Below are 22,678 nucleotides of genomic sequence, written 5' to 3' on the forward strand. Positions count from 1 at the left end.
TCATGGCGGTGGCGGCAGCTGGATATTCCGGCACACCCCTTCCAGCCAAGCTCGGCCTGAAGGACGGGATGATTGCCGCCTTCGTCGCCTTGCCGCCCGAACTGGACGACCTTGCCGAAGCCGTGGATTTTGCCGGGCTCGACCGGCTGGCCAACTGGTCGGCGATTTCGGGCGTTCATCAGAAATATGATGCGGTGCATGCTTTCGCCCGGCAGCGTGTCGAGATCGAGGACCGTCTTGGCGACGTCGAAGCGGCGATCAAGCGGGACGGCATGGTCTGGGTGTCATGGCCAAAGAAGGCATCGAAAGTGCCGACCGACGTCACCGAGGACGTTATCCGCGCCGAGGCGCTGAAGCTCGACCTCGTCGACGTCAAGGTCGCCGCCATAAACGAGATCTGGTCCGGGCTGAAGCTCGTCATCCGAAAGGACCTGAGGTAATGGTCGAACTCACGCTCCCGAAAAACTCGAAGATCATGGCCGGAAAAACCTGGCCGAAGCCGGAGGGCGCGACCAATCTGCGCGAATACCGTATCTACCGCTGGTCGCCGGACGATGACGAGAACCCGCGCATGGACACGTATTTCGTCGACATGGACGATTGCGGGCCGATGGTGCTCGACGCGCTGCTCTGGATCAAGAACAAGATCGACCCGACCCTGACGCTGCGCCGCTCCTGCCGCGAAGGCATTTGCGGCTCCTGTGCCATGAACATCGACGGGTCGAATACGCTGGCCTGCACCAAGGGCTGTGACGACATTTCCGGCGCGATCAAGGTCTATCCGCTGCCGCACATGGCCGTGGTCAAGGACCTGGTGCCCGACCTCACCAATTTCTACGCCCAGCACGCCTCGATCGAGCCGTGGCTGAAGACGGTATCGCCCGAGCCGGCCAAGGAGTGGCTGCAGAGCCACGAGGACCGCGAAAAGCTCGACGGGCTCTACGAGTGCATATTGTGCGCCTGCTGCTCGACCTCCTGCCCGAGCTACTGGTGGAACGGCGAGCGCTATCTCGGCCCGGCGACGCTGCTGCAGGCCTATCGCTGGCTGATCGATTCCAGGGACGAGGCGACGGGCGAGCGGCTCGACAACCTCGAAGACCCGTTCCGGCTCTACCGCTGCCACACCATCATGAACTGCGCCCAGACCTGCCCCAAGGGGCTCAACCCGGCCAAGGCGATCGCCGAGATCAAGAAGATGATGGTGGAGCGACGGGTTTAGGGTTGCGGGCGGGATTGTCTCATCCGCAGCGATCCTTCGCGCCCCCCTCTGTCCTGCCGGACATCTCCCCCACGGGTGGGGAGATTGGCTGCCATCACGGCTTTCGCCAATCTCCAAGGTTGAAGGATGACGCGGTGTCGGCGAAGCTGCCGATCTCCCTCCTTGTGGGGAAGATGTCCGGCAGGACAGAGGGGGGCGCTGTCCCGCCAGCCTCAGAAAGGATTGTAGCCCAATGAGCGATGACCTTCCCATCCTCTCTCCCATCGAAGCGCGCGTGCTCGGCTGCCTGATCGAGAAGAAGGAGCTGACGCCGGATGTCTATCCGCTGACGCTCAATGCGGCACTTGCGGCGGCCAACCAGAAAACGGCGCGCGAGCCGGTGATGTCGGTCGAACTTGGCGAGGTCAGAAGGGCGCTTGGCCAGCTCGAGCAGAAGGGCCTCGTCAGGCAGGTGTTCGCGTCGCGCGTCGAGCGCTACGAGCATGTCGTGGCGCAGCGCTTTTCCCTGACCTCGGCGCAGATCGCGCTGCTCGGCCTGTTGCTGCTGCGCGGCCCGCAGACGGCCTATGAATTGCTGGCACGAAGCGAGCGTATGGCGCGGCTGCCGTCGATCGACGAGCTTCGCGGCAACCTCGATCTGCTGATCGGCCGCCGGCCACCGTTGGTGCAGCAGATCGATCGCGGGCCAGGCCAGCGCGAAGATCGCTATGTCCATCTGCTCAGCGGGCCAGTGGAGGCGTTGGCGGCCTCGGCGCTATGGCAACCACCGGCAGCGGCGCCCGACCTCGAAGCGCGCGTGCGTGCGCTGGAGGAAGAGCTTGCGGCGCTGCGTGCACGCCTCGAGGTGCTCGCTGGCGAAAGAAGCCAATAATCATTCGAGATGTCGGAGGGACAGCGCCCCCCTCTGTCCTGCCGGACATCTCCCCCACATGGGGGGAGATTGGATGTCACGTCGGCCTTCGCCAATCTCAAACGTTGAAAGATTGCGGGACGGCGAAGCTGCCAATCTCCCCCCTCGTGGGGGAGATGTCCGGCAGGACAGAGGGGGGCGCGACGGATCGCCAGCCTCTGGAAAAGCAAAACGCCGGCTCTGGGCCGGCGTTTTCCTGGCAAAGTGGTCTGCTCACCCGAGCCTGGCGTCGAGCGATACTTTGATGGCGCCGAGCGCTTTTGAAACCGGGCATTCGGCCTTGGCCTTCTCGGCCAATTCCTTGAACTTGGCGGCATCGATGCCCGGTACCTTGCCGACCAGCGTGATCGCGCTGCCAGTGATGCCGGTGCCGGGAACCAGCGTTACCACGGCCTTGGCGTCGAGCTCGGCGGCCGGAGTGCCGTTCTCGGCGAGAAAATGCGAAAGCTGCATGGCGTAGCAGCCGGCATGGGCGGCGGCGATCAGCTCCTCCGGGTTGGTGCCGGATTTGCCGCTCTCATCCTCGAAACGCATCTTGGCTGAATAGGGCGTGCCCTTCAGCGTCCCGCTCTGGGTTTCGAGTGTGCCTTTGCCTTCCTTGAAACTGCCTTTCCAAACGGCGTTGGCGGTGCGGTCCATCAATTCCTCCTTGATTGTCGTGGCTGAGCCCGTGATCGGCATCCAGTCGACTATAGCGCGCGCGGGAGCGAAGGCCACCCGCGCTTTCGTATCGGCGGCAGCATGGTCGGGCAAAATCGCTCGGGAAAATATCGCAAAAAAATATGCGTGCAAAAAATGTCGACTTCCATCTGTCCCGGCCGTCCTGCGGGCGGCCATGAAATTGGTGGCCGGATGGAGGACCACATGAACAATCTGTTTTCTGCTCACCCGACAAGCACCAGCCACAGGGCCGGTGAACAACAAGCCGACTGGTCGCGCGTGCCGCCTTCCGGCTTCGGCCGGCTGCTTGCGGCGATTGCCATCATCGGCATTGCGGTGTCCTTTCTGGATTATGCAGCGGGGCTCGACTATGCCGCCGCCAAAGGCCCGGCCAATGTTTCCGTAGCCTCGTCCTACGGTCCAACCCAGGAATGGAGGTAAAGATGAAATACGTTTGCCTGGTCTACGGTGAAGAAAAAGATCTCTACGCAATGACGCCTGCGAGGCTAGCCAAGCTCGACGCCGATTCACTGGCCTATGACAGGTCGGTGGCGCAAAGCGGACGGCTGGTCATAGCGCAGGCGCTGCAATCGGTGAAGACGTCGAAGACCGTGCGCCGGCGCAAAGGCAAGCGGCTGGTTACCGACGGCCCCTTCGCCGAAACCAAGGAGCAGTTGCTCGGTTTTGTCATGATCGAGGCCGAGGATCTCGACGAGGCGCTGGAGATCGCCGGCGGCATTCCGCTGGCCGAAATCGGCACGATCGAGGTGCGGGCGATCTACAACGTGCCGGGGTCGTAGGGATGTCGGCGGCCGGCGACTGGCGCAGGCTGTCGGTTTCTTCAATCGGCGCAACTTTTGCGTGTTGAAGCGAAGCAATACTTCTCCTATCGTCGCCCGAGATTGGGGGATCTTGGGGCATGCATATATTGATTGCTGCAATCGGCCTGCTGGGGGCAGCGGCGTTCTGGTGGTACCGGCTGAAGACCATGAACGACGCGGCGCGTGAGGTTGCCGACGTCGTTGGCCGCGTCCAGGGCAACGTCCGCCGCAAGAAACTGCGCAAGCAGGCGGCGCTCTCGCCGCTGACGGCGATCGACGATCCGGTCGTGGCCGCCGCGACGCTGATCACCGCCATCGTTTCCGAACATGGTCCTGTGCTGCCGCAACGCGAAGCTGCCATTCGATCGGTGATCTCGGAGATTGCCGACAAAAAACAGACCGATGAAGCGGTGATCTACGCCAAATGGGCGGCATCGCAAATCGACGACGCCACGGTCGTCATCGACAAGCTGGCACCGTTCCTGCGGGAACGGCTCGACGCGGCCGAAAGGAGCGATCTGCTGCGGATGGTCAGCCGTGCGGCGGAAGCCGGCGGGCAAAACCTGCAAATTCCCGACCAGCGCATGCTGCGACTGCGCCAGAAGCTGGGCTTCGAGGTCAACTAAGTTCCCTGACACGGAAATTTGGCAGACCGCATGGCGATTAAGCCGAGACGCCTGATCGCTTCGTCATCCTGGCGCGAAGCAAGGAGCGAAGCGACGCGGCGCAGACCCCAGGATCCATGCCGTGACCTTAAGGCGTCGCGACGGTGCAGAATTCTGCTCCGCTGCATTCTTCGTCTCAGGTCACGGCATGGATCTTGGGTCTTCTCTCCGCTTCGCGTTGCTACGCCCAAGGATGACGAAGTTGGGGGAGCATCAGGGCCTGTTTAGATCGCCTCGCCTTTCAATAGTTTCGGCGTGTCGCCGGACAGACCCGACGCCTGGCGGATGAAAAAGCCCTTCAGCCGCGGCATGCGCTCGACGAGGCCGAGGCCGATGTCGCGCAAAGTGCGCAGCGGGCCGAAATCGTTGGAAAACAGCCGGTTCAGCACATCGGTGGTGATGCCCATCTGCACCGTGTCGAAACGGCGCCATTGCTGGTAGCGCTCGAGCACGTCCAGCGCGCCGATGTCCTGGCCGAGCCGGTCGGCTTCGACCACCACTTCGGCAAGTGCAGCCACGTCCTTGAAGCCGAGATTGAGGCCCTGGCCGGCGATCGGATGAATGCCGTGGGCGGCGTCGCCGGCCAAGGCGATGCGCGGCACGACGAAGGCGCGCGCAATGGTCAGCCCGAGCGGCCAGGCGCGGGGCTTGTCGGCGATATGGATTTCGCCGAGCTTGAGGCCAAAGCGGTGCTCGAGCTCATATTCCAGGACCAGGGTGTCGCCCGCGACCAGCTTTTCGGCATCCTGCGACCGTTCGACCCAGACGATTGACGAACGGTTGGTACCGTCCTTGCCCGGCTTGAGTGGCAGCGTGGCAAAGGGGCCGGCTGGCAGAAAATGCTCTTCGGCGCGGCCGTTGTGCGGCCGCTCATGCGCCACCGTGCAGACGATGCCGGACTGCCCATACTCCCATTTCACCGTCTTGATGCCGGCCATGTCGCGCAGCTTCGAGTTGACGCCGTCGGCGGCGACCAGCAGGCGCGCTTTCAGCGTCGCGCCATCGGCAAGATGCACGGTGATGCCGGCACCGTTGATGTCGAAGGCGCTGACGGCGACGCCTTCGATGATGCCGATGCCGAGTTGTTCGGCGCGCCGGCGCAAGGCGCCGTTCAAATCCTTGTTGGCGACCATATGCGCAAAGGGTTCTCCGGGCGCGATCTCGCCGTCGAAGGTGAGGAACACTGGGCGGACCGGATCGGATGTGCGTGAATCGGTGACGATCATTTCGGTAATCGCCTGTGCCTCCGGCGCGATCTCGTTCCAGACGCCGAGCTGGTCGAGCATGCGGCACGCGGCGGCGGCAATCGCCGAGGCGCGGCCGTCCTTTTGCCAGACCCCGGCGGGTGCTGCATCGACGACGGCAACGGCAAGGCTCGGCCGCGCCTGCTTCAGCGATACGGCGGCGGCCAAGCCGATATAGCCGGCGCCGGCGACCAGAACGTCGAGCGAATTCTTGCTGTCCACCATGGCAATTCCTTTCGCAGCCTGACTGTCGCCGGGCATTCCGCCCTTGACTGCCCGCTGTTCCTGTCGGAAACCGCCATGGTAATTTTGCGGCGAGGTCAAGATGACGGCAGCCATGGACGAGCTTCTCGGCATTCTCGACCTCGAGCAGCTGGAACACAATCTGTATCGTGGTCGCAGCCCCAAGCTCGACTGGCAGCGCATCTTCGGCGGCCAGACCATCGCCCAGGCGCTGGTCGCCGCGCAGCGAACGGTCGAGCCCGAGCGCCATGTGCACTCGCTGCACGGTTATTTCATGCGGCCGGGCGACACCAAGGTGCCGATCATCTACGAGGTCGACCGCATCCGTGACGGCGGCTCCTTCACCACGCGCCGCGTCGTGGCGATCCAGCACGGCCAGGCGATCTTTTCGCTGGAAGCCTCGTTCCAGCAGGATGAGGTCGGCCTGGAACATCAGGTGCCGATGCCGCAGGACGTGCCGGCGCCCGACACGTTGCTGTCGCAGCGCGAGTTGCTGGGCAAGTTCGGCGAAGCGGTGCCCGACGGCATCAAGCGCTATTGGGAGCGCGACCGGCCGATCGAGATGAAGCCGGTGATGCTGAAGCATTATACCAGCCGGGAAAAGCTCGAGCCGAAGCAGAACATCTGGATCCGCACGACCGGCCCGGTGCCGGCCGACCGCGCCACGCAGGCGGCCGTGCTCGCCTACCTCTCCGACATGACGCTGCTCGACACCTCGACCTTTGCCCATGGCCGCGCCATTTTCGATCGCGATATCCAGGCGGCCAGCCTCGACCACGCCATGTGGTTCCACCGCAGCCACCCGCTCGACGACTGGATGCTGTACACGCAAGACAGCCCGTCGACGCAAGGATCGCGCGGCTTTACCCGCGGCTCGCTGTTTGCGCGCGACGGCACCTTGATCGCCTCCGTTGCCCAAGAAGGACTCATCCGGCTGAAGCGGCCGCCTGCGGAGTAGGCATTTTTCGAAATTTGCCTATTTTTTGAGCATATGCACTGCCGCGCCTGTGAACAGGCAGTCGACAAACCTTCCCGATTTCGTTGTTTAACAACAGCTTAACACCCTGCTTCGGCAATTGGCACGGAGCTTGAATCCTAGCGGGCACTCTCCGGCTCTCATGGGGATCGGCGAAGTCGTGCAAACGCGGGGACCCGCAACAGCAAAGGGTGAAACCTTATGAAGATCGTGATGGCAATCATAAAGCCGTTCAAGCTCGACGAGGTGCGCGAGGCGCTCACCGCAGTCGGCATCCAGGGCCTGACCGTCACCGAGGTAAAAGGCTACGGACGGCAGAAGGGGCACACGGAAATCTATCGCGGGGCGGAATACGCGGTCAGCTTCCTGCCGAAGATCAAGATCGAAGTCGCGGTCGCTGTCGACATGGTCGACAAGGCCGTCGAAGCCATCACCGCGGCGGCCAAGACCGGCCAGATCGGCGACGGCAAGATCTTCGTTTTCGGCATCGACCAGGCGGTGCGCATTCGCACCGGCGAAACAGACACCGACGCGCTTTGAGCTGCGGATACGTATTCCAATGGAGAGTTCAATGAATATTCCTTCCACCTTGAAGATAACGGGACGCGCGGCCGTTTTGGGCTCGCTCGCTCTCGCTGCACTGGGCACGGTTGCTGCGTTCGCGCAGGAAGCGGCACCGGCAGCACCGGCTGCGCCTGCGCCCGCGCTCGACACCGGCAACACCGCCTGGATGCTGACCTCGACGGCGCTGGTGCTGATGATGACCATCCCGGGCCTGGCGCTGTTTTACGGCGGCATGGTGCGCAAGAAGAACGTGCTCGCCACCATCATGCAGAGCTTTGCCATCACCTGCCTGGTGACGGTGCTGTGGTTCATGTTCGGCTACTCGCTGGCCTTCTCGGATGGCGGCGGCATGAATGCCTATCTCGGCGGCTTCTCGAAATTCTTCCACAACGGCATCACCACCTCGTCGCTGTGGCTGCCGGGCGTGGCGAACATCCCTGAGTTCGTCTTCTCGATGTTCCAGATGACCTTCGCCATCATCACGCCGGCGCTGATTGCCGGCGCCTTCGCCGAACGCATGAAGTTCTCGGCGCTGCTCATCTTCATGGGCGCGTGGCTGCTGGTGGTCTACGCCCCGATCGCGCACTGGGTGTGGGGCGGCGGCTTCCTCGGCACAGCCGGCGTTCTCGATTTCGCCGGCGGCACGGTTGTGCACATCAATGCCGGTGTTGCCGGCCTGGTCTGCGCGCTGGTTCTCGGCAAACGTGAAGGCTACGGCACCACCAACATGGCGCCGCACAACCTCGTCTACTCCGTCATCGGCGCTTCGCTGCTGTGGGTTGGCTGGTTCGGCTTCAACGCCGGCTCGGAGCTGGCCGCCGACGGCCTTGCCGGTGCCGCGATGCTGAACACCCAGGTTGCCGCAGCCGCTGCGGCGCTCGCCTGGATGTTCGCCGAATGGATCGTCGCCAAGAAGCCGAGCGTTCTCGGCATCATCTCGGGCGCCGTCGCCGGCCTGGTCGCGGTGACGCCGGCTTCCGGCTTCGTCAATCCGACCGGCGCCTTCATCGTCGGCATCGTCGCCGGCGTGCTGTGCTACGTCTCGGCCGTCAAGCTCAAGCACGCGTTCGGCTATGATGACTCGCTCGATGCGTTCGGCGTGCATGGCATCGGCGGCATCATCGGTGCATTGCTGACCGGCGTGCTCGCCGATCCGGCGATCAACAGCCTCGGCTCGGGTGCTTCTGTCGGCAAGCAGCTCTACGGTATCGTCTTCACCATCCTGTGGACGGCATTCGCGAGCTTCGTGATCCTCTACATCGTCAAGGCGCTGGTCGGCCTGCGTCCCTCCACCCAGGAAGAGGTCGAAGGCCTCGACATCAGCCAGCACGGCGAAGTGGTGCCGTAAGGTTTATTGGCTGGCACCGGCGTTTTGCCGGTGCCGGGAAGATCCCGTCGTGATGCTCCCGAAAGGGCTCACGCCTTGAGGCCCGGAAACCTTCCGGGCCTCTTTTTTGTGTGCAGGCGGTCGTTATGGCTCGATCACAATCGCTTGATCAAGGTGGCTCGATCCGCCGGCGGCGTGAAACAGCTGCGCCCTTCCCTGGGACGCAGATTGCCCATGGTTAATGCGCCCTTAACCTTCCCGCCGCTAGTCTGACAGCCGAATCTGCCGTGTTGCGCGTCCGCGCCCGGCCGGGCAACGACAGACGAGGAAGAGCATGCGTTCAGGGGCTTCAGCATCGCTTGCGCTGGCCGATACGGAGCGCGGCATCCGGTCGTTCGCGAGGCGCCAGGTCGGGCGGCTGGTCGGTGCCGGGCTCTTTGCTCTGGTTGGCTTCGGCGTCGCCGCCCTTGCCACCTGGAACGTCGCCGATCCGAGCTTTTCGCACGCCACCGACAATATCGTCACCAATGCAATGGGTTATGCCGGCGCCGTCTTTTCCGACATCGCCATGCAGTTCTTCGGACTTGCCGCCGTTGCGGCGCTGGTGCCGGCGGTGATCTGGGGATTTCTGCTGTTTACCGCGCGCGGTGTCGACCGCCTGCCGAAACGGGCGCTGGCCTGGTTCGGGTTTTCGCTGCTTGGCGCAGCAATTGCCGGCTGCGTGGTGCCGCCCAAGACCTGGCCGCTGCCGACCGGCCTCGGCGGCGTCTTCGGCGATATGGTGCTCAACATTCCCGGCCTGATCATCGGCGGCTATCCGACCGGCCTCGTTGCCAGCGTGCTCGCCGTGCTCCTGGCAGCGCCGGCGCTGTGGGTATTCTTGTATGGCTCGGCGCTGATTTCACGCAAGAACGGCTTCGCCGTCCTCGAACAGCCTGCCGTGCCCGACCCGCAGGACGACCTGCTTTTCGACAATGAAGAGGACGAGGGCGACGAAGGCATATTGGCGCTTGGCGCCATCACCCACTGGTGGCTGTCGCTGCGAGCCTATCTGCGCCGCCGCGCCGCGCGCCGGCGCGAGCGCGACGATTTCGAGCCGGAGATGGAGCCGCGCCCCAGCGCCTGGCGGCGGGCGGCCGAACGGGTCGAATCGGCCGAGTTCGCCGAGGCGCGGATGAGCCCGGGCGGGCGCGCCCGCGTCGAGCCGGAATTCTTCGCCGCCATGGTCAACGACCGCAGCGCCTCGATCGACCCCGACGATGCCGACGTCTTCGACGATGAGGATGACATGGATTTTGCACCGGAGCCCGCGGGCCAACGACGCAGCGCCCCGACAGCGCAGGTTCAGAATTTCCGCTCCGATGCGGCGACGCGCGTCGCAGCGCCGGCACCCCGCCCGGCTCCGGGCGCCCGCGTCCAGCGCGAGGCGCAGACCACACTGATCGGCTCGGAAAGGTTTGAAATGCCGTCGCTGCATTTCCTGTCCGAGCCGAAGAATGTCGTGCGCGATGCCAGCCTGTCGAAGGACGCGCTGGAGCAGAATGCCCGCCTGCTCGAGGGCGTGCTGGAGGATTTCGGCGTCAAGGGCGAGATCATCCATGTGCGTCCCGGCCCGGTCGTCACGCTTTATGAACTGGAGCCGGCGCCCGGCATCAAATCGTCGCGGGTCATCGGCCTTTCCGACGACATCGCCCGCTCGATGAGCGCGATCGCCTGCCGTGTCGCCGTGGTGCCAGGCCGCAACGCCATCGGCATCGAGCTGCCGAACGCCAAACGCGAGACCGTCTATCTCAGGGAGATACTCGCCAGCCGCGATTTCGAAACGACAAAGTCCAAGCTGGCGCTGGCGCTCGGCAAGACCATCAATGGCGAGGCGGTCATCGTCGACATTGCCAAGATGCCGCACGTGCTGGTCGCCGGCACCACCGGCTCGGGCAAGTCCGTCGCCATCAACACCATGATCCTGTCGCTGCTCTACCGGCTGACGCCGCAGGACTGCCGGCTGATCATGATCGATCCAAAGATGCTGGAGCTCTCGGTCTATGACGGCATTCCGCATCTTCTGACACCGGTGGTCACCGATCCGAAGAAGGCGGTGGTGGCGCTGAAATGGACCGTGCGCGAGATGGAGGACCGCTACCGCAAGATGTCCAAGGTCGGCGTCCGCAACATCGACGGGTTCAACGCGCGCGTGCAGCAGGCCGAGAAAAAAGGCGAAAGAATCTCGCGCACCGTGCAGACCGGCTTCGACCGCCAGACCGGCGAAGCGATCTACGAGACAGAGAATCTCGACCTCGAGCCGATGCCCTACATCGTCGTCATCATCGACGAGATGGCCGATTTGATGATGGTCGCCGGCAAGGACATCGAAGGCGCGGTGCAGCGCCTGGCGCAGATGGCGCGCGCCGCCGGCATCCATGTCATCATGGCGACGCAGCGGCCGTCGGTCGATGTCATCACCGGCACTATCAAGGCGAATTTCCCGACCCGTATCTCGTTCCAGGTGACGTCGAAGATCGACAGCCGCACCATCCTGGGCGAGCAGGGCGCCGAGCAGCTGCTCGGCATGGGCGATATGCTCTACATGGCCGGCGGCGGCCGCATCCAGCGCGTGCACGGTCCCTTCGTCTCCGACGACGAGGTGGAGAAGATCGTCGCACATCTGAAGCTGCAGGGCGTGCCGGAATATCTCGACGCCATCACCGAGGACGACGACAAGGATGACGACGAGCCGTCGGGCAAAGGCAGTGGCGGCGGCGACGGCGGCAATTTCGAGGATTCCGACGATCCCTACGACCAGGCGGTTGCGGTGGTGCTGCGCGACGGCAAGGCCTCGACCAGCTACATCCAGCGCCGGCTCGGCATCGGCTACAACCGCGCCGCCTCGATCATCGAGAAGATGGAGAAGGAAGGCATTGTCGGCCCGGCCAATCATGCCGGAAAACGCGAAATCCTGGTGCCGACGGAGGACGACAAGTTCTAGAGCCCGCGCCGGCAACCTTGAACCTTTTGGCGCGTTGCAACGGACCGGCGCCGTGCGGCCCGCCAAACTTAAGCCCAACTGGGGGGCCAGACCAATATAACGAGCAAGCAATCAGATGATGGTGACCGGCATGAAAAACGCAACTCTCGCCCCAAGCAGGGATTTCGCCCCAACCCGCCGGCAGGTGCTCGGCCTCGGTCTGGTCCTGGCCGGTGCGGCGGCCGCCAATCTCGTGCCCGGCTTCCAGCTGCTGGCGGCGGCGCAAGCAGCGGTTCCGGCGACGGCGCAGAAGATCGCCGATCATTTCTCCTCGGTCAAATCGATGAGCGGCGAGTTCGTGCAGTTCGGACCCAAGGGCGAGCAGACCGGCGGCAAGTTCTTTCTGGAACGGCCGGGCAAGATCCGCTTCAATTATGATGGCGCCTCGAATTTCAGGGTGATTTCCGACGGCAAGTCGGTGGTCATCCTCAACAAGAAGCTGCGGACCTCTGACCTCTACCCGCTGTCGAAGACGCCGCTGAAGCTGCTGCTCGACGACAAGATCGATCTCTCGGGCGGACGCGTCAGAAGCGTCAAGGAAGAGGACGACCTCACCACCATCCAGCTTGCCGACAAATCGGTGTTCGGCAATTCGAAGATCACCATGATGTTCGATCCGAAATCCTATGAATTGCGGCAGTGGACCATCACCGATGCGCAAGGCAAGGATACGACGGTGATGATCTTCAACACCAAGGAGGGCGTCAGCTTCGCCCCCGACACCTTCGCCATCGACTATACGGCGAACCGCGAGCTGAACACCAAGACGCGGTAGCTTTCTACCGCTAAGGGGCCTTCCGCGTTGGTGCGGGCGGCTTGTTTTTGCGGTGCGCGGCTGGCAGTAGTTTCCGCGATTGACTTCCGTCGGAGCCATCCGGCGGATATTGCGTTGTCCGGAACCCCACATGCCGTTTTCCATCGCTACCTGGAACATCAACTCCGTCCGGCTGCGCATGCCGATCGTCGAGCGCCTGCTGGTCGAGCAGGCGCCGGACGTGCTCTGCCTGCAGGAAACCAAGGTTCCGGACGAATTGTTTCCGGAGAAGGCGTTCCGCAAGCTCGGCTACGAGCACATCGCCTTCCATGGCCAGAAGGGCTATCACGGCGTTGCGACGGTGGCACGGCGGCCGATCGAGATGGTCGAAAGGCGCCGCTTCTGCGAGATCGACGACAGCCGGCATCTGTCGGTCACCGTCAAGGCCGGCGGCAAAACGATCCTGCTGCACAATTTCTACGTTCCGGCCGGCGGCGATGAGCCCGACCCGGCCGTCAACCGCAAGTTCAAGCACAAGCTCGATTTCGTTGCCGAGATGAACGCCGTCCGGGCCGAGCATGACGAGCATTCCGGCTCGATCCTGGTCGGCGATCTCAACATCGCGCCGCTCGAGCACGATGTCTGGTCGCACAAGCAGCTCCTCAACGTCGTCAGCCATACGCCGGTCGAGACGGAAAACTTCGAGGCGATGCGGCTCGCCGGCGACTGGATCGACCTGATGCGGCTCAATGTGCCTTACGAGGAGAAACTCTACACCTGGTGGAGCTATCGCGCCCAGGATTGGCAGGCCTCAAATCGCGGCCGCCGCCTCGACCATATCTGGTCGTCGCCAAACCTGGTGCCGCATTTTGCCGGCTATGAAATCCTGCGGCCGGCGCGCGGCTGGGAACGGCCCTCGGACCATGTGCCGGTGATCGGGCGTTTCAACCTCGACTAGCTTTGTCTCGCCTTAACAACTCAACGGAACCTGAAGCTATCCGCAATGTAGTCGGGACGGGCGTTCAGCGTGGCGAAAACGTCCTCCAGGTCAGGCGCCCCCGCCAATATGCCCGACAGGACCAGCGTCGTCGCGACGCCGACGCCGTTGCCGCCGGCGATGTCGTGCTCGACGCTGTCGCCGACGCAGACCACGCTGTCGCGCTCCGGGTGACCCGCCAGCGCCAGCGCTGCCTCGAATATCTGCGGATTGGGCTTGCCAATGCGCGCCACGCTGCCGCCGAGGCTCTCATAGAGATCGGCGAGCCGGCCGGCGCCGAAGCGAGGGCCGACGGCAGTCAGCATGATCTTGTCGGGGTTGGTGCAGAAGCATGGCACCCGGCGCGCCGCCGCCGGGCCAAGAAGCCGGCGATAATGGTCGAGGTCGTAGCGATCGCCCTCGCTGGCGGAAATCAGCACCAGTTCTGCATCGTCGCCGTCCTTGGCCAGGACGAAGGGCAGGCCGTCGACAGCCGAACGGTCATTGTCGCGGCGGATCAGCAGGCATTTTGTCTGCGGGCGCAGGGCTCCGGAGGCCGCCATTTGGTGGAAGGAGCGCCACGCCACCTCGCCGGAGGAGACAAAGTGATCCCAGCTTCCCGGTTCGAAGCCGAGCTTCAGCAGGCGGCGCTCATTGGGTTGCGCCCGCTTGCCGGAATTCGAGATCAGCACGATGGTCTTGCCGGCGCGCTTGAGTGCCGACAGGGCTTCGACAGCACCTGGATAGGCGCTGGTGCCGTCGTGCAGCACACCAAACTGGTCGAGCAGGAACACCTGATAGCGGTCGATCAGTGCGGCGATGCCATCGAGGTGTTGAATTGCCTTGGCCGTCATAAAAGCCCCGCTGCGCTTGCGCCCATCAGCGCCAGCCGCGCCGTGCCGGCAGCGGCCTCCTCCGAAAGCGCCGGCACGAGAGCGACGCCAAGCTTGCGCTGCCGGATCGCTGTCCAGGCCGGATTGGCCGCACCGCCGCCGACGCTCCTGACCGATGTCAGCCGGGGGGCGCCGAGTTCGGCAAGCCGGCGATAGCCGAGCGCTTCGATCGCCGCAATACCCTCGAACATCGCTTTCAGATAATCGGCGTCGTCGGCGGGCCGCGGCTCGAGGCGTGGCGGCAGTGCCGGATCGGCTATGGGGAAGCGTTCGCCCGGTGCCGGCAGCGGGTAATAATCGAGGCCGGTCTCGGTTGCCGGGTCGATCTTTTTGCTGAGGTCGACAATGCGGGCGACGGGGAAATGCTGGGCCAGCACCTTGCCGCCGGAGTTCGAGGCGCCGCCCGCCAGATAAATGTCTCCCAGCCTATGGCTGTAGATGCCGAACTGCGGCGCCGAGATCGGCCGGTCGGAGAGGATCTTGATGGTCAGCGATGAGCCGAGCGCGGTGACGCCGTCGCCCGCGTCACTCGCACCGGTCGCCAGAAACGATGCACAGCCGTCGGTGGTGCCGGCGACGACAACCACGTCACGCGGCAGGCCGAACACTTTCGCGGCGCTGGCGGTGAGCGTGCCCGTGACATCGCCCGGCCGCACGACGCGGGGTAGAAGATCCACACGCATGCCGGTCGCCGCGATCCAGTCGGGCCAGCGCCGGGCCTCGACGTCGTAGCCGGTTTTGAGGGCGTTGTTCTCGTCGCTGACATCGAAGCGGCCGGAAAACTGTCCGGCGATCCAGTCGGCCTGGTGCAGCACAGTGGCGATGCCGGGCAGGTGCTGGAAAGACAGCGCCTTGGCGAGACCGGACGTCGCCCCGAGTGCAGCGCTCGTTGCCGGTGCCGCGCCGGCTATTGCAGTCAGAAGAGTGTCGTCAGCGACCTTGTCGTTGTACATCAGCGGTTCGGCCAGCGGCCGCCCGCCGCCGTCGACCGGCAGCAGCGTGCCCGACGTACCGTCGACGGCGATCGAGCGCACTGCCGCGCGATCGATGCATTTGAGCAGTTCCGCCAACGTCGCACCGACCGCCTCCCACCATATTGCGGGGTCGCGGCCGTTCAGCCCAAATCGCTCGAGGGCAATAGCGGAATGCGCGGCAATGGAAAAGTCCGGGCGCATGGCGACGGCGCGCACGCCGGATGTGCCGATGTCGATGCCGATGGCAAGCGGGCCAGTTGATAGCGGGCTTGACGAACGCGGCATGTCAGCTGCCTCCGGCATTGAGTTTCTGGCGATATTTTTCGGCGTCCCAGTTGATCAGCTCGTCATTCTCTGCCGCTGTCAGATAATTCAGCTTCGCCGCGACATCGACCCGCGCCATGACATCGGAAAGGCAGCGCTGCATGGCGTCGGCACCGGCGCCGGCGTCGCCGCGCATCAGCACGCCCTGGCCGGGAAACAGGATCGCCACGGGTGCGGCGCCGCAGCGCTCGATGACGCGCTTCACATCCTCACCCGGTCTCGCCACGACCGAGCCTTCGCCGAGAAAGATGACGTGGTCGGGGTAGAGGCTGCCCCCTGACGCCATGCGGCAGCTTTCGGGGTCGATCGCCACCGCATGCGCTTCGACTTCGGCCGGCAGTCTGTAGGCGCTGCCGCCGGCGCGCGCCGTCAATGCCGCGATGTCCGGTTCCGCCACCTGGCGCGGCGGCCGCGCCAGCAGCCGTGTCACACGCCGCAGCAGCATGTCGGCCGCGGCGACGGTCTCGGCCGCAACGACCAGACCGTGATTGCCGAGGATCAGGATATCCACGCCTGGCCGCAGGCGCTCGGCGATGCCCTGGGCAAGCGGCAGTCCCGGCCGGCGATAGGGAACATACGCCCATTGGTGGCCGTCGAGCCGCCTGGCGGCCTCGGCCTCGCAGTCGGCCTGCACGGCCAGCGAAATGGTCTCGACGCAGTGGACATGCAAAACGATGCGCTGCCGCATCAGCGCATGCACGGTGGTCTCGATCGACGGGCGCAAGCCGCGTGGGTTGAGGGCGCCGACGGTGAAGGCCTGTGGCTGTTCGGCGGCCGGGTCGCCCCGTTCGATGGCGTCGAGCAATGGCGGGATGCCGACCGGCACCATGATGTCTGCGGTGAGCGCGTCCTTCAGCCAGGTGCCGGAGGCCTTGATCCAGAGCGTGTCGCCGGCTTTCAGCGAGGTGTTGCCGCCGGCGGCCTGGGTCAGATGCGGGTCGCTGCCGATCTCGGCCGAAAGCGACCGCAGCGCTGCCAGTTCCTGCGCATCCGCACTGATCGTCATCGAAATTCCTCCACACACCGGCCGCGTGGCCACGGCTTTGGACGTCCCGTTGCCTGGACGAAGACCGACGCTGGTATCGCAGATGCGAGTAAGTTACGTCAACAGTGATGTTATCGCGTCAAATCAGGCTTGCAATCAGCGGGGCGTTGAGTAAGTTGCACCAATTGCCGTGCAAAATGGCATGCCGTGCAAAATGCTTGGGAGGCAAGCGCATTGGGAGGTAAGGATTGAGCGACTCCGGCCGCCAGCGCCAGATCGTCGAGCTTTTGCGGGACCGGCCTTTCGCATCGGTGCGTGAGCTGCAGGAGCGGCTTGGCGTGTCGGCGGCGACGGTGCGGCGCGACATCGACAAGATCGACGAGGCCGGCGAAGCGCGCAAGGTTTATGGCGGCATCTCGGCGCTTGATGGCGCTTCGCAAGCCGGCGTCGCCTATGCAAGGCCCTATGACGAGAACCGCGACCTCGCCGTCGAGGCCAAGCGGCAGATCGCCGCTCTCGCCGCCACCATGGTGCGCGACGGCGACGCGGTCATCGTGCATGGCGGTTCGACCTGCTTCCATCTCGGCGTCAAGCTCGCCGACCGAAACATCCGGCTCTACACCAACTCGATGCCGCTCGCGGCCTATCTCAGCGACCACGGCCATTGCAGCCTGACGGTCGCCGGCGGCGAACTGCACCGCGAGCCGGGCATCATCCATTCGCTGACTCAGACGGTGCCGTTCTACGCCTCGAAGTTCTTTCTCGGCGCGCAAGGCATCGGCCAGGAAGGCCTTCTGGAATCGCATCCGCTGCTGGTCCGCTCAATCGTCGAGCTCAGCCTCTGCGCCGACCAGATCGTCGTGCTAGCCGACAGCCGCAAATTGTCGATCCACGCGCGCAACGTGGCGCTGCCGCTGTCGCGGATCGGCACGCTGGTCACCGATGACGGCCTGTCCGACGCCGATGCGCGCATGCTTGAGGATGCCGGCGTCACGGTGCGGATCGCCGCTTCCTCGGGAGGCGCCTAGTGAACATCGCCGTCCTCGATTTCGGCAAGACCAATTCGAAGCTGTTCGTCTTCGGCCAGGACGGACAGATCCTCGACGAGCGCCGCACCCAGCCGAGCTGGATCCGCAAAGACGGCTTCAGCGTGCTCGACGAGCCAGCGCTGCACGAATGGGCGGCTCGCGCCATCGATGATGCAGTCGACACGCACGGCGTGGAAGGGCTGATGGTATCCGGCCATGGCTGCACTTTCGCGTTGGTCGACGAAGCCGCGCTGACGCATCCGATCCTCGATTACGAGCAGGAACCGCCAGCTGAAATCGCCGCGCAGATCGACCGCCGCATTCCGGATTTTGCCGAGACCTTTTCGCCGCGCCTGCCGCTTGGCTTCAACTATGGCCGCCACATGTTGTGGCTGAAGCAGGTGGAGCCCGGTGCCTTCGCCGCAGCGAAATCGATCCTCGGCTACCCCCAATATTGGAGCTGGCGCCTTGGCGGCCGGCCGGTATCGGAAGTGTCGTATCTCGGCTGCCACTCGCATTTATGGGCGCCGCGCAAGCGCGATTTCAGCTCGCTGGTCGATGCCGAGGGCTGGCGCGGCCAGATGCCCGCCTTCGAGCGTGCCGGCGCGGTGATCGGCGAGCAGCGCTTCGGTCAGGCCGCGAAGCCGGTCGCCATCCATAATGGCGTGCACGACAGCAATGCCGCGCTCCATGCCTACCGCCGGCAGCAGCTCGGGCCGGTGACCGTGGTCTCGACCGGCACCTGGGTGGTCGTGCTCAATCCGGACTGTCCGCTCGATGCACTCGATGGCGAGCGCGACATGCTGGTCAATGTCGATGTCGATGGCGGCCCGGTGCCGACCATCCGCTTCATGGGCGGCCGCGAATTCGCGACGATCAGCGCCGGCTGGCAGGGCGCAATCGCGCCGTCATCGATACAACGGGTGATCGACGCCGGCATCATGGCGCTGCCGAGCTTCGCGCCCGGCGGCCCGATGCCGCACCGACGCGGCGAATTGGTCGGGCGTACGCCCAATGGCGAGGAACGCGCGGCGATGGCGCTGCTCTATGTCGCGTTGATGGTCGATCTGTGCCTCGAGCTGATCCATTCGGACAATACGGTGATCGTCGACGGCGGCCTGAACAATGGCGGGCTGCTTGCCGCGTTGCTGGCGCAGTTGCGGCCCGGGCAGGCCTTCCTTCAGGGCGCAACGCTGGAGGGCAGCGCCACCGGTGCCGCCGCACTTGCCTTCGAAAGCGTCGGACGCGAGTTTGCCACCGAGGCGCCGGAGGCGGTGCATGCGGCAAGCTTCAGCGGCCTTGCCGGTTACCGCAATGATTGGCGCGGCCTTGCCGCCGACCGGGCTGTGGTCAGCGCAGCTGCAGGAGGTGCGCGATGAGCGCCGCCGCCCGGATCGAGACGGTGCGCCAGCCGGTGCTGGAGATGCGCCATATCTCGAAGACGTTCGGTGCGATCCGCGCCTTGCACGATGTGTCGCTGACCGTTCACGCCGGCGAGCTGCACGCGCTGATGGGCGAGAACGGTGCCGGCAAGTCGACGCTGATGAAGGTGCTGTCCGGCGCCTACCGGCCGGACCCCGGCGGCGAGATCCTGATCGACGGCGTGCCGGCCGCCACCGGCGACCCGATCAAGGCGCGCGCGGCCGGCATTGCGGTCATCTATCAGGAGCTGTCGCTGGCGCCAAATCTGTCGGTGGCGCAGAACATTTTTCTCGGCAACGAACCGCGACGGTTCGGCGTCGTCGATCGCGAGCAGTGCAACCGGCGCGCCAGCGAGATCATCGCGCGGCTCGGCGTGGCCTTCTCGGCGCGCACTCCGGTCGCCAGCCTGTCGCTCGGCGAACGCCAGCTGGTCGAAATCGCCCGCGCGCTGTCGACCAATGCGCGCATCATCGTCATGGACGAGCCGACCACGTCACTGACCTCGCGCGAGACCGACCGGCTGTTCGAGGTGATCGCGACGCTGAAGGCGCAAGGCATCGCCATCATCTACATCAGCCACCGCATGGAAGAGGTCTACCAGCTCGCCGATCGCGTCAGCGTGCTGCGCGACAGCGGCTTTGTCGGCACGCTCGACCGTGCCGATCTGAACGCCTCGCGGCTGGTATCGATGATGGTCGGGCGCGATCTGTCGACCTTCTACAAGAAGGATCACCGCCCGCCGGACAGCAAGCGCGCCGTCGCGCTGTCGGTGCGCGGTATGTCGGACGGCAATCTCATCAAGAATTGTTCCTTCGACCTCCACAAGGGCGAGGTGCTGGCACTGGCCGGCCTGGTCGGTTCGGGCCGCACCGAACTGGCACGGCTGATCTTCGGCGCCGACAGGCACATATCGGGCACGCTGGAGCTCGGCGGCAAACCGATATCCATCGGTTCGCCGAGCGAGGCGCTCGATGCCGGCATCGCCTACCTAACCGAGGACCGCAAGCAACTTGGCCTGTTTCTCGACATGTCGATCTCCGACAACATCAGCATGGGCGTGCTGGCAAGGGACGCGAAGGCCGGCGGCCTGCGCGACTTCAATGCTGCCGAAAAGCGCGCCGCCAAGGCGGTGTCGGATCTCTCCATCCGCACCGGCTCAGTGCAGGCCAATGCCGGCTCGCTGTCGGGCGGCAACCAGCAGAAGGTCCTGCTCGCCCGCCTGTTGGAAACCGAGCCGCAGGTCGTCATCCTCGACGAGCCGACCCGCGGCGTCGATGTCGGGGCGAAGTCGGAGATCTACCGGCTGATCGACAACCTGGCCAAGAAAGGCATCGCCATCCTGATGATCTCCAGCGAACTGCCGGAGGTGACCGGCATCGCCGACCGCGTGCTGGTGATGCGCGACGGCACCATTGCCGGCGAGGTGACGGCGTCGAAGGGCGAGCCGCTGCGGCAGGAAGCGATCATGGAACTTGCAACGGGAGCGGCTCAGCGATGACCGACAAGGTGGCCGACACGATGAAAGCGGACGACCGGGCGGTCGGCAGGAGCACGAGGTGGCGTACCGCCATCGCCGCACTCGGCATGCTGCCGATCCTGATCCTGCTGGCGGTCGGCTTCCAGTTCATCAACCCGCGCTTTTTCACCCAGACCAATCTGCTGATCGTCATGCAGCAATCGTCGATCAACATCGTGCTGGCGGCCGGCATGACTTTCGTCATCCTGACCGGCGGCATCGACCTGTCCGTCGGCTCCATCCTTGCCGCCTCGGCGATGGTGGCGGTGATGGTGTCGCTGGTGCCCGATTGGGGACTGCTGGGCGTGCCGGCCGCCATTCTCGTCGGGCTCGGTTTCGGCGTCATCAACGGGCTGCTGATCGCCTATATCAGACTGCCGCCGTTCATCGTCACGCTTGGGTCGCTGACCGCCGTGCGCGGCGTCGCCCGCCTGCTCGGCCAGGACACCACGGTGTTCAACGCGGACCTGCCGTTCGACTTCATCGGCAACGGTTCGCTGTTAGGCATTCCGTGGCTGGTCATCATCGCGCTGGCGGTCGTCGTGCTGTCCTGGCTGGTGCTCAAGCGCACAGTGCTCGGCACCTGGATCTACGCTGTCGGCGGCAATGCCGAGGCCGCCAGGCTGACCGGCATCAAGGTGCCGCTGGTGCTGCTCTTCGTCTACGGCGTTTCCGGCCTTCTGGCCGGCCTTGGCGGCGCCATGTCGGCGGCCCGGCTCTATGCCGCCAACGGGCTGCAGCTCGGCCAGTCCTACGAGTTGGACGCGATCGCCGCGGTCATCCTCGGCGGCACCAGCTTCGTCGGCGGCGTCGGCTCGATCTGGGGCACGCTGATCGGCGGCCTGATCATCGCCGTGCTGTCCAACGGGCTCATACTCGCCGGTGTTTCGGACATCTGGCAGTACATCATCAAGGGATTGGTCATCATCGTGGCGGTCGCCCTCGACCGTTACCGGCTCCAGGCAGGAGCAAGAACGTGATGGCCCTTAGTCGCCGGCATCCAACGAGCCGGTTTCATGTGTAACGCACCGTGAGAGGCGCGGGGCATCAGGAGGAAAATAAAACAATGAAGACCATCGCTAAACTGCTCTGCGGCGTCGCCCTTGCGGCCGCCGCCATCGCGCCGGCATCGGCAAAGGATCTGAACAAGGTCGGCATCTCGGTCGGCCTGCTCGGCAACCCGTTCTTCGTCGCCACCATCAAGGGCATCGAGGACGCGGCCAAGAAGATCAACCCGAATGTGCAGGTGACCTCGGTATCGGCCGACTACGACCTCAACAAGCAGGTGTCGCAGGTCGATTCCTTCATCGCCGCCGGCGTCGACGTCATCATGCTCAACGCCGTCGATGCCAAGGCGATCGCGCCGGCGGTGAAGAAGGCGCAGGCGGCCGGCATCGTCGTTGCCGCCTTCGACGTTTCGGCGCCGGGCGCCGACGTCACCGTGATGACCAACAACGTCAAGGCCGGCGAAGAGGCGTGCCAGTATCTGGTCGATCATACTGGCGGCAAGGGCGACTACGTCATCCTCAACGGCCCGGCCTCGTCGTCGATCCTGGAGCGGGTCAAGGGGTGCAAGGACGTGCTGGCAAAACACCCCGACATCAAGATCCTTTCCGATGACCAGAACGCCGAAGGCTCACGTGACGGCGGCCTGAAAGTGTTCCAGTCGCTGCTGACCCGTTTCGACAAGATCGACGCGGTCTTCGCCATCAACGATCCGACGGCGATTGGCGCCCAGCTTGCGGCCAAGCAGCTCAACCGTTCTGAGTTCATCTTCACCGCGGTCGACGGTGCGCCCGATATCGAGAAGGAACTCGGTTCCGGCACGTCGATGATCAAGGCCTCTGCCTCGCAGGATCCCTATGTGATGGCCGGCCAGTCGCTGACGATGGCGGCTGACCTGCTTGCCGGCAAGAAGCCGGCCGAGCCGACGGTGCTGCTCGACCCGAAGCTGATCACGGCCGACAATTTGAAGGATTACAAGGGCTGGACCGCGGCTCGCTAAGCCTCCCAAGCCTGGTGGGGGGGGGGGGGGGGGGGGGGCCGGGGGTGGGGGGGGGGGGGGGGGGGCGCCGGATGGGGGGGGCGGGGGGGGTGGGGGTGAGGGCGCCGCGCGGCGGGCGGGGGCGGGGGTGGGGGGGGGGTGGTGGGGGGG

General features: G+C 64.7%; 22 protein-coding genes. 17 read left to right on the plus strand and 5 right to left on the minus strand.

Features of this window, described 5'->3' with window-relative positions; genetic code table 11:
- Positions 1 to 2 precede the first annotated feature (2 nt).
- From NKJ46_RS23760 to NKJ46_RS23770, 3 genes are all read left to right on the plus strand, one after another.
- The gene (locus NKJ46_RS23760) at positions 3 to 440 is read left to right on the plus strand and encodes a DUF3052 domain-containing protein (RefSeq protein ID WP_352668085.1); all 438 of its coding nucleotides are present in this window, start codon (positions 3 to 5) and stop codon (positions 438 to 440) included.
- Positions 440 to 1,219 (plus strand): succinate dehydrogenase iron-sulfur subunit, encoded by a 780-nt coding sequence (locus NKJ46_RS23765; RefSeq protein WP_292663232.1) that lies wholly within the window; start codon positions 440 to 442, stop codon positions 1,217 to 1,219. Before NKJ46_RS23760 ends, NKJ46_RS23765 begins: the two co-directional genes overlap by 1 nt.
- Positions 1,220 to 1,451: 232 nt before the next feature.
- Positions 1,452 to 2,090, plus strand: coding sequence for a YceH family protein (locus NKJ46_RS23770; protein ID WP_352668088.1), 639 nt, complete (start codon positions 1,452 to 1,454; stop codon positions 2,088 to 2,090).
- 252 nt (positions 2,091 to 2,342) lie between these two features.
- Here NKJ46_RS23770 and NKJ46_RS23775 read toward each other — a convergent pair whose 3' ends face one another.
- On the minus strand, positions 2,343 to 2,768 hold the full coding sequence (locus NKJ46_RS23775) for an OsmC family protein (RefSeq protein WP_352643715.1): 426 nt from the start codon (positions 2,766 to 2,768) through the stop codon (positions 2,343 to 2,345).
- A 225-nt stretch (positions 2,769 to 2,993) separates the two neighbouring features.
- Between NKJ46_RS23775 and NKJ46_RS23780 the strand changes: the two genes are divergently transcribed.
- From NKJ46_RS23780 to NKJ46_RS23790, 3 genes are all read left to right on the plus strand, one after another.
- Positions 2,994 to 3,230: a hypothetical protein gene (locus NKJ46_RS23780; RefSeq protein WP_352668090.1), complete on the plus strand. Its 237-nt coding sequence runs from the start codon at positions 2,994 to 2,996 to the stop codon at positions 3,228 to 3,230.
- Between the two features lie 2 nt (positions 3,231 to 3,232).
- The gene (locus NKJ46_RS23785) at positions 3,233 to 3,589 is read left to right on the plus strand and encodes a YciI family protein (RefSeq protein ID WP_352668092.1); all 357 of its coding nucleotides are present in this window, start codon (positions 3,233 to 3,235) and stop codon (positions 3,587 to 3,589) included.
- A 119-nt stretch (positions 3,590 to 3,708) separates the two neighbouring features.
- A complete protein-coding gene (locus NKJ46_RS23790; protein WP_352540843.1) occupies positions 3,709 to 4,236 on the plus strand; it encodes a hypothetical protein in 528 nt (175 codons plus the stop codon).
- A 263-nt stretch (positions 4,237 to 4,499) separates the two neighbouring features.
- Here NKJ46_RS23790 and NKJ46_RS23795 read toward each other — a convergent pair whose 3' ends face one another.
- Positions 4,500 to 5,744, minus strand: coding sequence for a ubiquinone biosynthesis hydroxylase (locus NKJ46_RS23795; protein ID WP_352668116.1), 1,245 nt, complete (start codon positions 5,742 to 5,744; stop codon positions 4,500 to 4,502).
- A gap of 100 nt (positions 5,745 to 5,844) precedes the next feature.
- Here NKJ46_RS23795 and tesB point away from each other — a divergent pair, with 100 nt between their 5' ends.
- From tesB to NKJ46_RS23825, 6 genes are all read left to right on the plus strand, one after another.
- On the plus strand, positions 5,845 to 6,720 hold the full coding sequence (gene tesB, locus NKJ46_RS23800; protein WP_031212697.1) for an acyl-CoA thioesterase II: 876 nt from the start codon (positions 5,845 to 5,847) through the stop codon (positions 6,718 to 6,720).
- Positions 6,721 to 6,939: 219 nt separating this feature from the next.
- Positions 6,940 to 7,278 carry a P-II family nitrogen regulator gene (locus NKJ46_RS23805; protein WP_023679755.1) on the plus strand — a complete coding sequence of 113 codons (339 nt, stop codon included), beginning with the start codon at positions 6,940 to 6,942 and terminating at the stop codon, positions 7,276 to 7,278.
- A gap of 49 nt (positions 7,279 to 7,327) precedes the next feature.
- Positions 7,328 to 8,650 carry an ammonium transporter gene (locus tag NKJ46_RS23810; RefSeq protein WP_352668118.1) on the plus strand — a complete coding sequence of 441 codons (1,323 nt, stop codon included), beginning with the start codon at positions 7,328 to 7,330 and terminating at the stop codon, positions 8,648 to 8,650.
- Between the two features lie 313 nt (positions 8,651 to 8,963).
- On the plus strand, positions 8,964 to 11,612 hold the full coding sequence (locus NKJ46_RS23815) for an FtsK/SpoIIIE family DNA translocase (RefSeq protein WP_352668093.1): 2,649 nt from the start codon (positions 8,964 to 8,966) through the stop codon (positions 11,610 to 11,612).
- A gap of 130 nt (positions 11,613 to 11,742) precedes the next feature.
- Positions 11,743 to 12,426 carry an outer membrane lipoprotein carrier protein LolA gene (locus NKJ46_RS23820; protein WP_352668094.1) on the plus strand — a complete coding sequence of 228 codons (684 nt, stop codon included), beginning with the start codon at positions 11,743 to 11,745 and terminating at the stop codon, positions 12,424 to 12,426.
- A gap of 130 nt (positions 12,427 to 12,556) precedes the next feature.
- A complete protein-coding gene (locus tag NKJ46_RS23825; protein ID WP_352668096.1) occupies positions 12,557 to 13,363 on the plus strand; it encodes an exodeoxyribonuclease III in 807 nt (268 codons plus the stop codon).
- A 20-nt stretch (positions 13,364 to 13,383) separates the two neighbouring features.
- On the opposite strand, the gene NKJ46_RS23830 is transcribed toward NKJ46_RS23825, so the two are convergent.
- From NKJ46_RS23830 to NKJ46_RS23840, 3 genes are read right to left on the minus strand one after another with little or no spacing between them, the layout of a single operon-like run.
- Entirely contained in the window at positions 13,384 to 14,235 is an 852-nt protein-coding gene (locus tag NKJ46_RS23830) for a TIGR01459 family HAD-type hydrolase (protein ID WP_352668098.1), read from the minus strand.
- Positions 14,232 to 15,533 (minus strand): FGGY-family carbohydrate kinase, encoded by a 1,302-nt coding sequence (locus NKJ46_RS23835; protein ID WP_352668099.1) that lies wholly within the window; start codon positions 15,531 to 15,533, stop codon positions 14,232 to 14,234. The genes NKJ46_RS23830 and NKJ46_RS23835 overlap by 4 nt, the downstream gene beginning before the upstream one ends.
- 1 nt (position 15,534) lies before the next feature.
- Positions 15,535 to 16,578, minus strand: a complete 1,044-nt coding sequence (locus NKJ46_RS23840; protein ID WP_352668101.1) for a class II aldolase/adducin family protein — start codon at positions 16,576 to 16,578, stop codon at positions 15,535 to 15,537.
- A gap of 227 nt (positions 16,579 to 16,805) precedes the next feature.
- Here NKJ46_RS23840 and NKJ46_RS23845 point away from each other — a divergent pair, with 227 nt between their 5' ends.
- The 5 genes from NKJ46_RS23845 (at position 16,806) to NKJ46_RS23865 (ending at position 22,528) form a co-directional block, all read left to right on the plus strand.
- Positions 16,806 to 17,585 carry a DeoR/GlpR family DNA-binding transcription regulator gene (locus NKJ46_RS23845; RefSeq protein WP_352668102.1) on the plus strand — a complete coding sequence of 260 codons (780 nt, stop codon included), beginning with the start codon at positions 16,806 to 16,808 and terminating at the stop codon, positions 17,583 to 17,585.
- The gene (locus NKJ46_RS23850; RefSeq protein ID WP_352668104.1) at positions 17,585 to 18,964 is read left to right on the plus strand and encodes an FGGY-family carbohydrate kinase; all 1,380 of its coding nucleotides are present in this window, start codon (positions 17,585 to 17,587) and stop codon (positions 18,962 to 18,964) included. Before NKJ46_RS23845 ends, NKJ46_RS23850 begins: the two co-directional genes overlap by 1 nt.
- The gene (locus NKJ46_RS23855; protein WP_352668106.1) at positions 18,961 to 20,505 is read left to right on the plus strand and encodes a sugar ABC transporter ATP-binding protein; all 1,545 of its coding nucleotides are present in this window, start codon (positions 18,961 to 18,963) and stop codon (positions 20,503 to 20,505) included. Before NKJ46_RS23850 ends, NKJ46_RS23855 begins: the two co-directional genes overlap by 4 nt.
- Before the next feature lie 20 nt (positions 20,506 to 20,525).
- Positions 20,526 to 21,503, plus strand: coding sequence for an ABC transporter permease subunit (locus NKJ46_RS23860; protein WP_502903445.1), 978 nt, complete (start codon positions 20,526 to 20,528; stop codon positions 21,501 to 21,503).
- An 86-nt stretch (positions 21,504 to 21,589) separates the two neighbouring features.
- Positions 21,590 to 22,528, plus strand: coding sequence for an ABC transporter substrate-binding protein (locus NKJ46_RS23865; RefSeq protein ID WP_352668109.1), 939 nt, complete (start codon positions 21,590 to 21,592; stop codon positions 22,526 to 22,528).
- The last annotated feature ends 150 nt before the right edge of the window (positions 22,529 to 22,678 follow it).

It is taken from the genome of Mesorhizobium sp. M0166 (genome assembly GCF_040322255.1).
Lineage (GTDB): Bacteria > Pseudomonadota > Alphaproteobacteria > Rhizobiales > Rhizobiaceae > Mesorhizobium.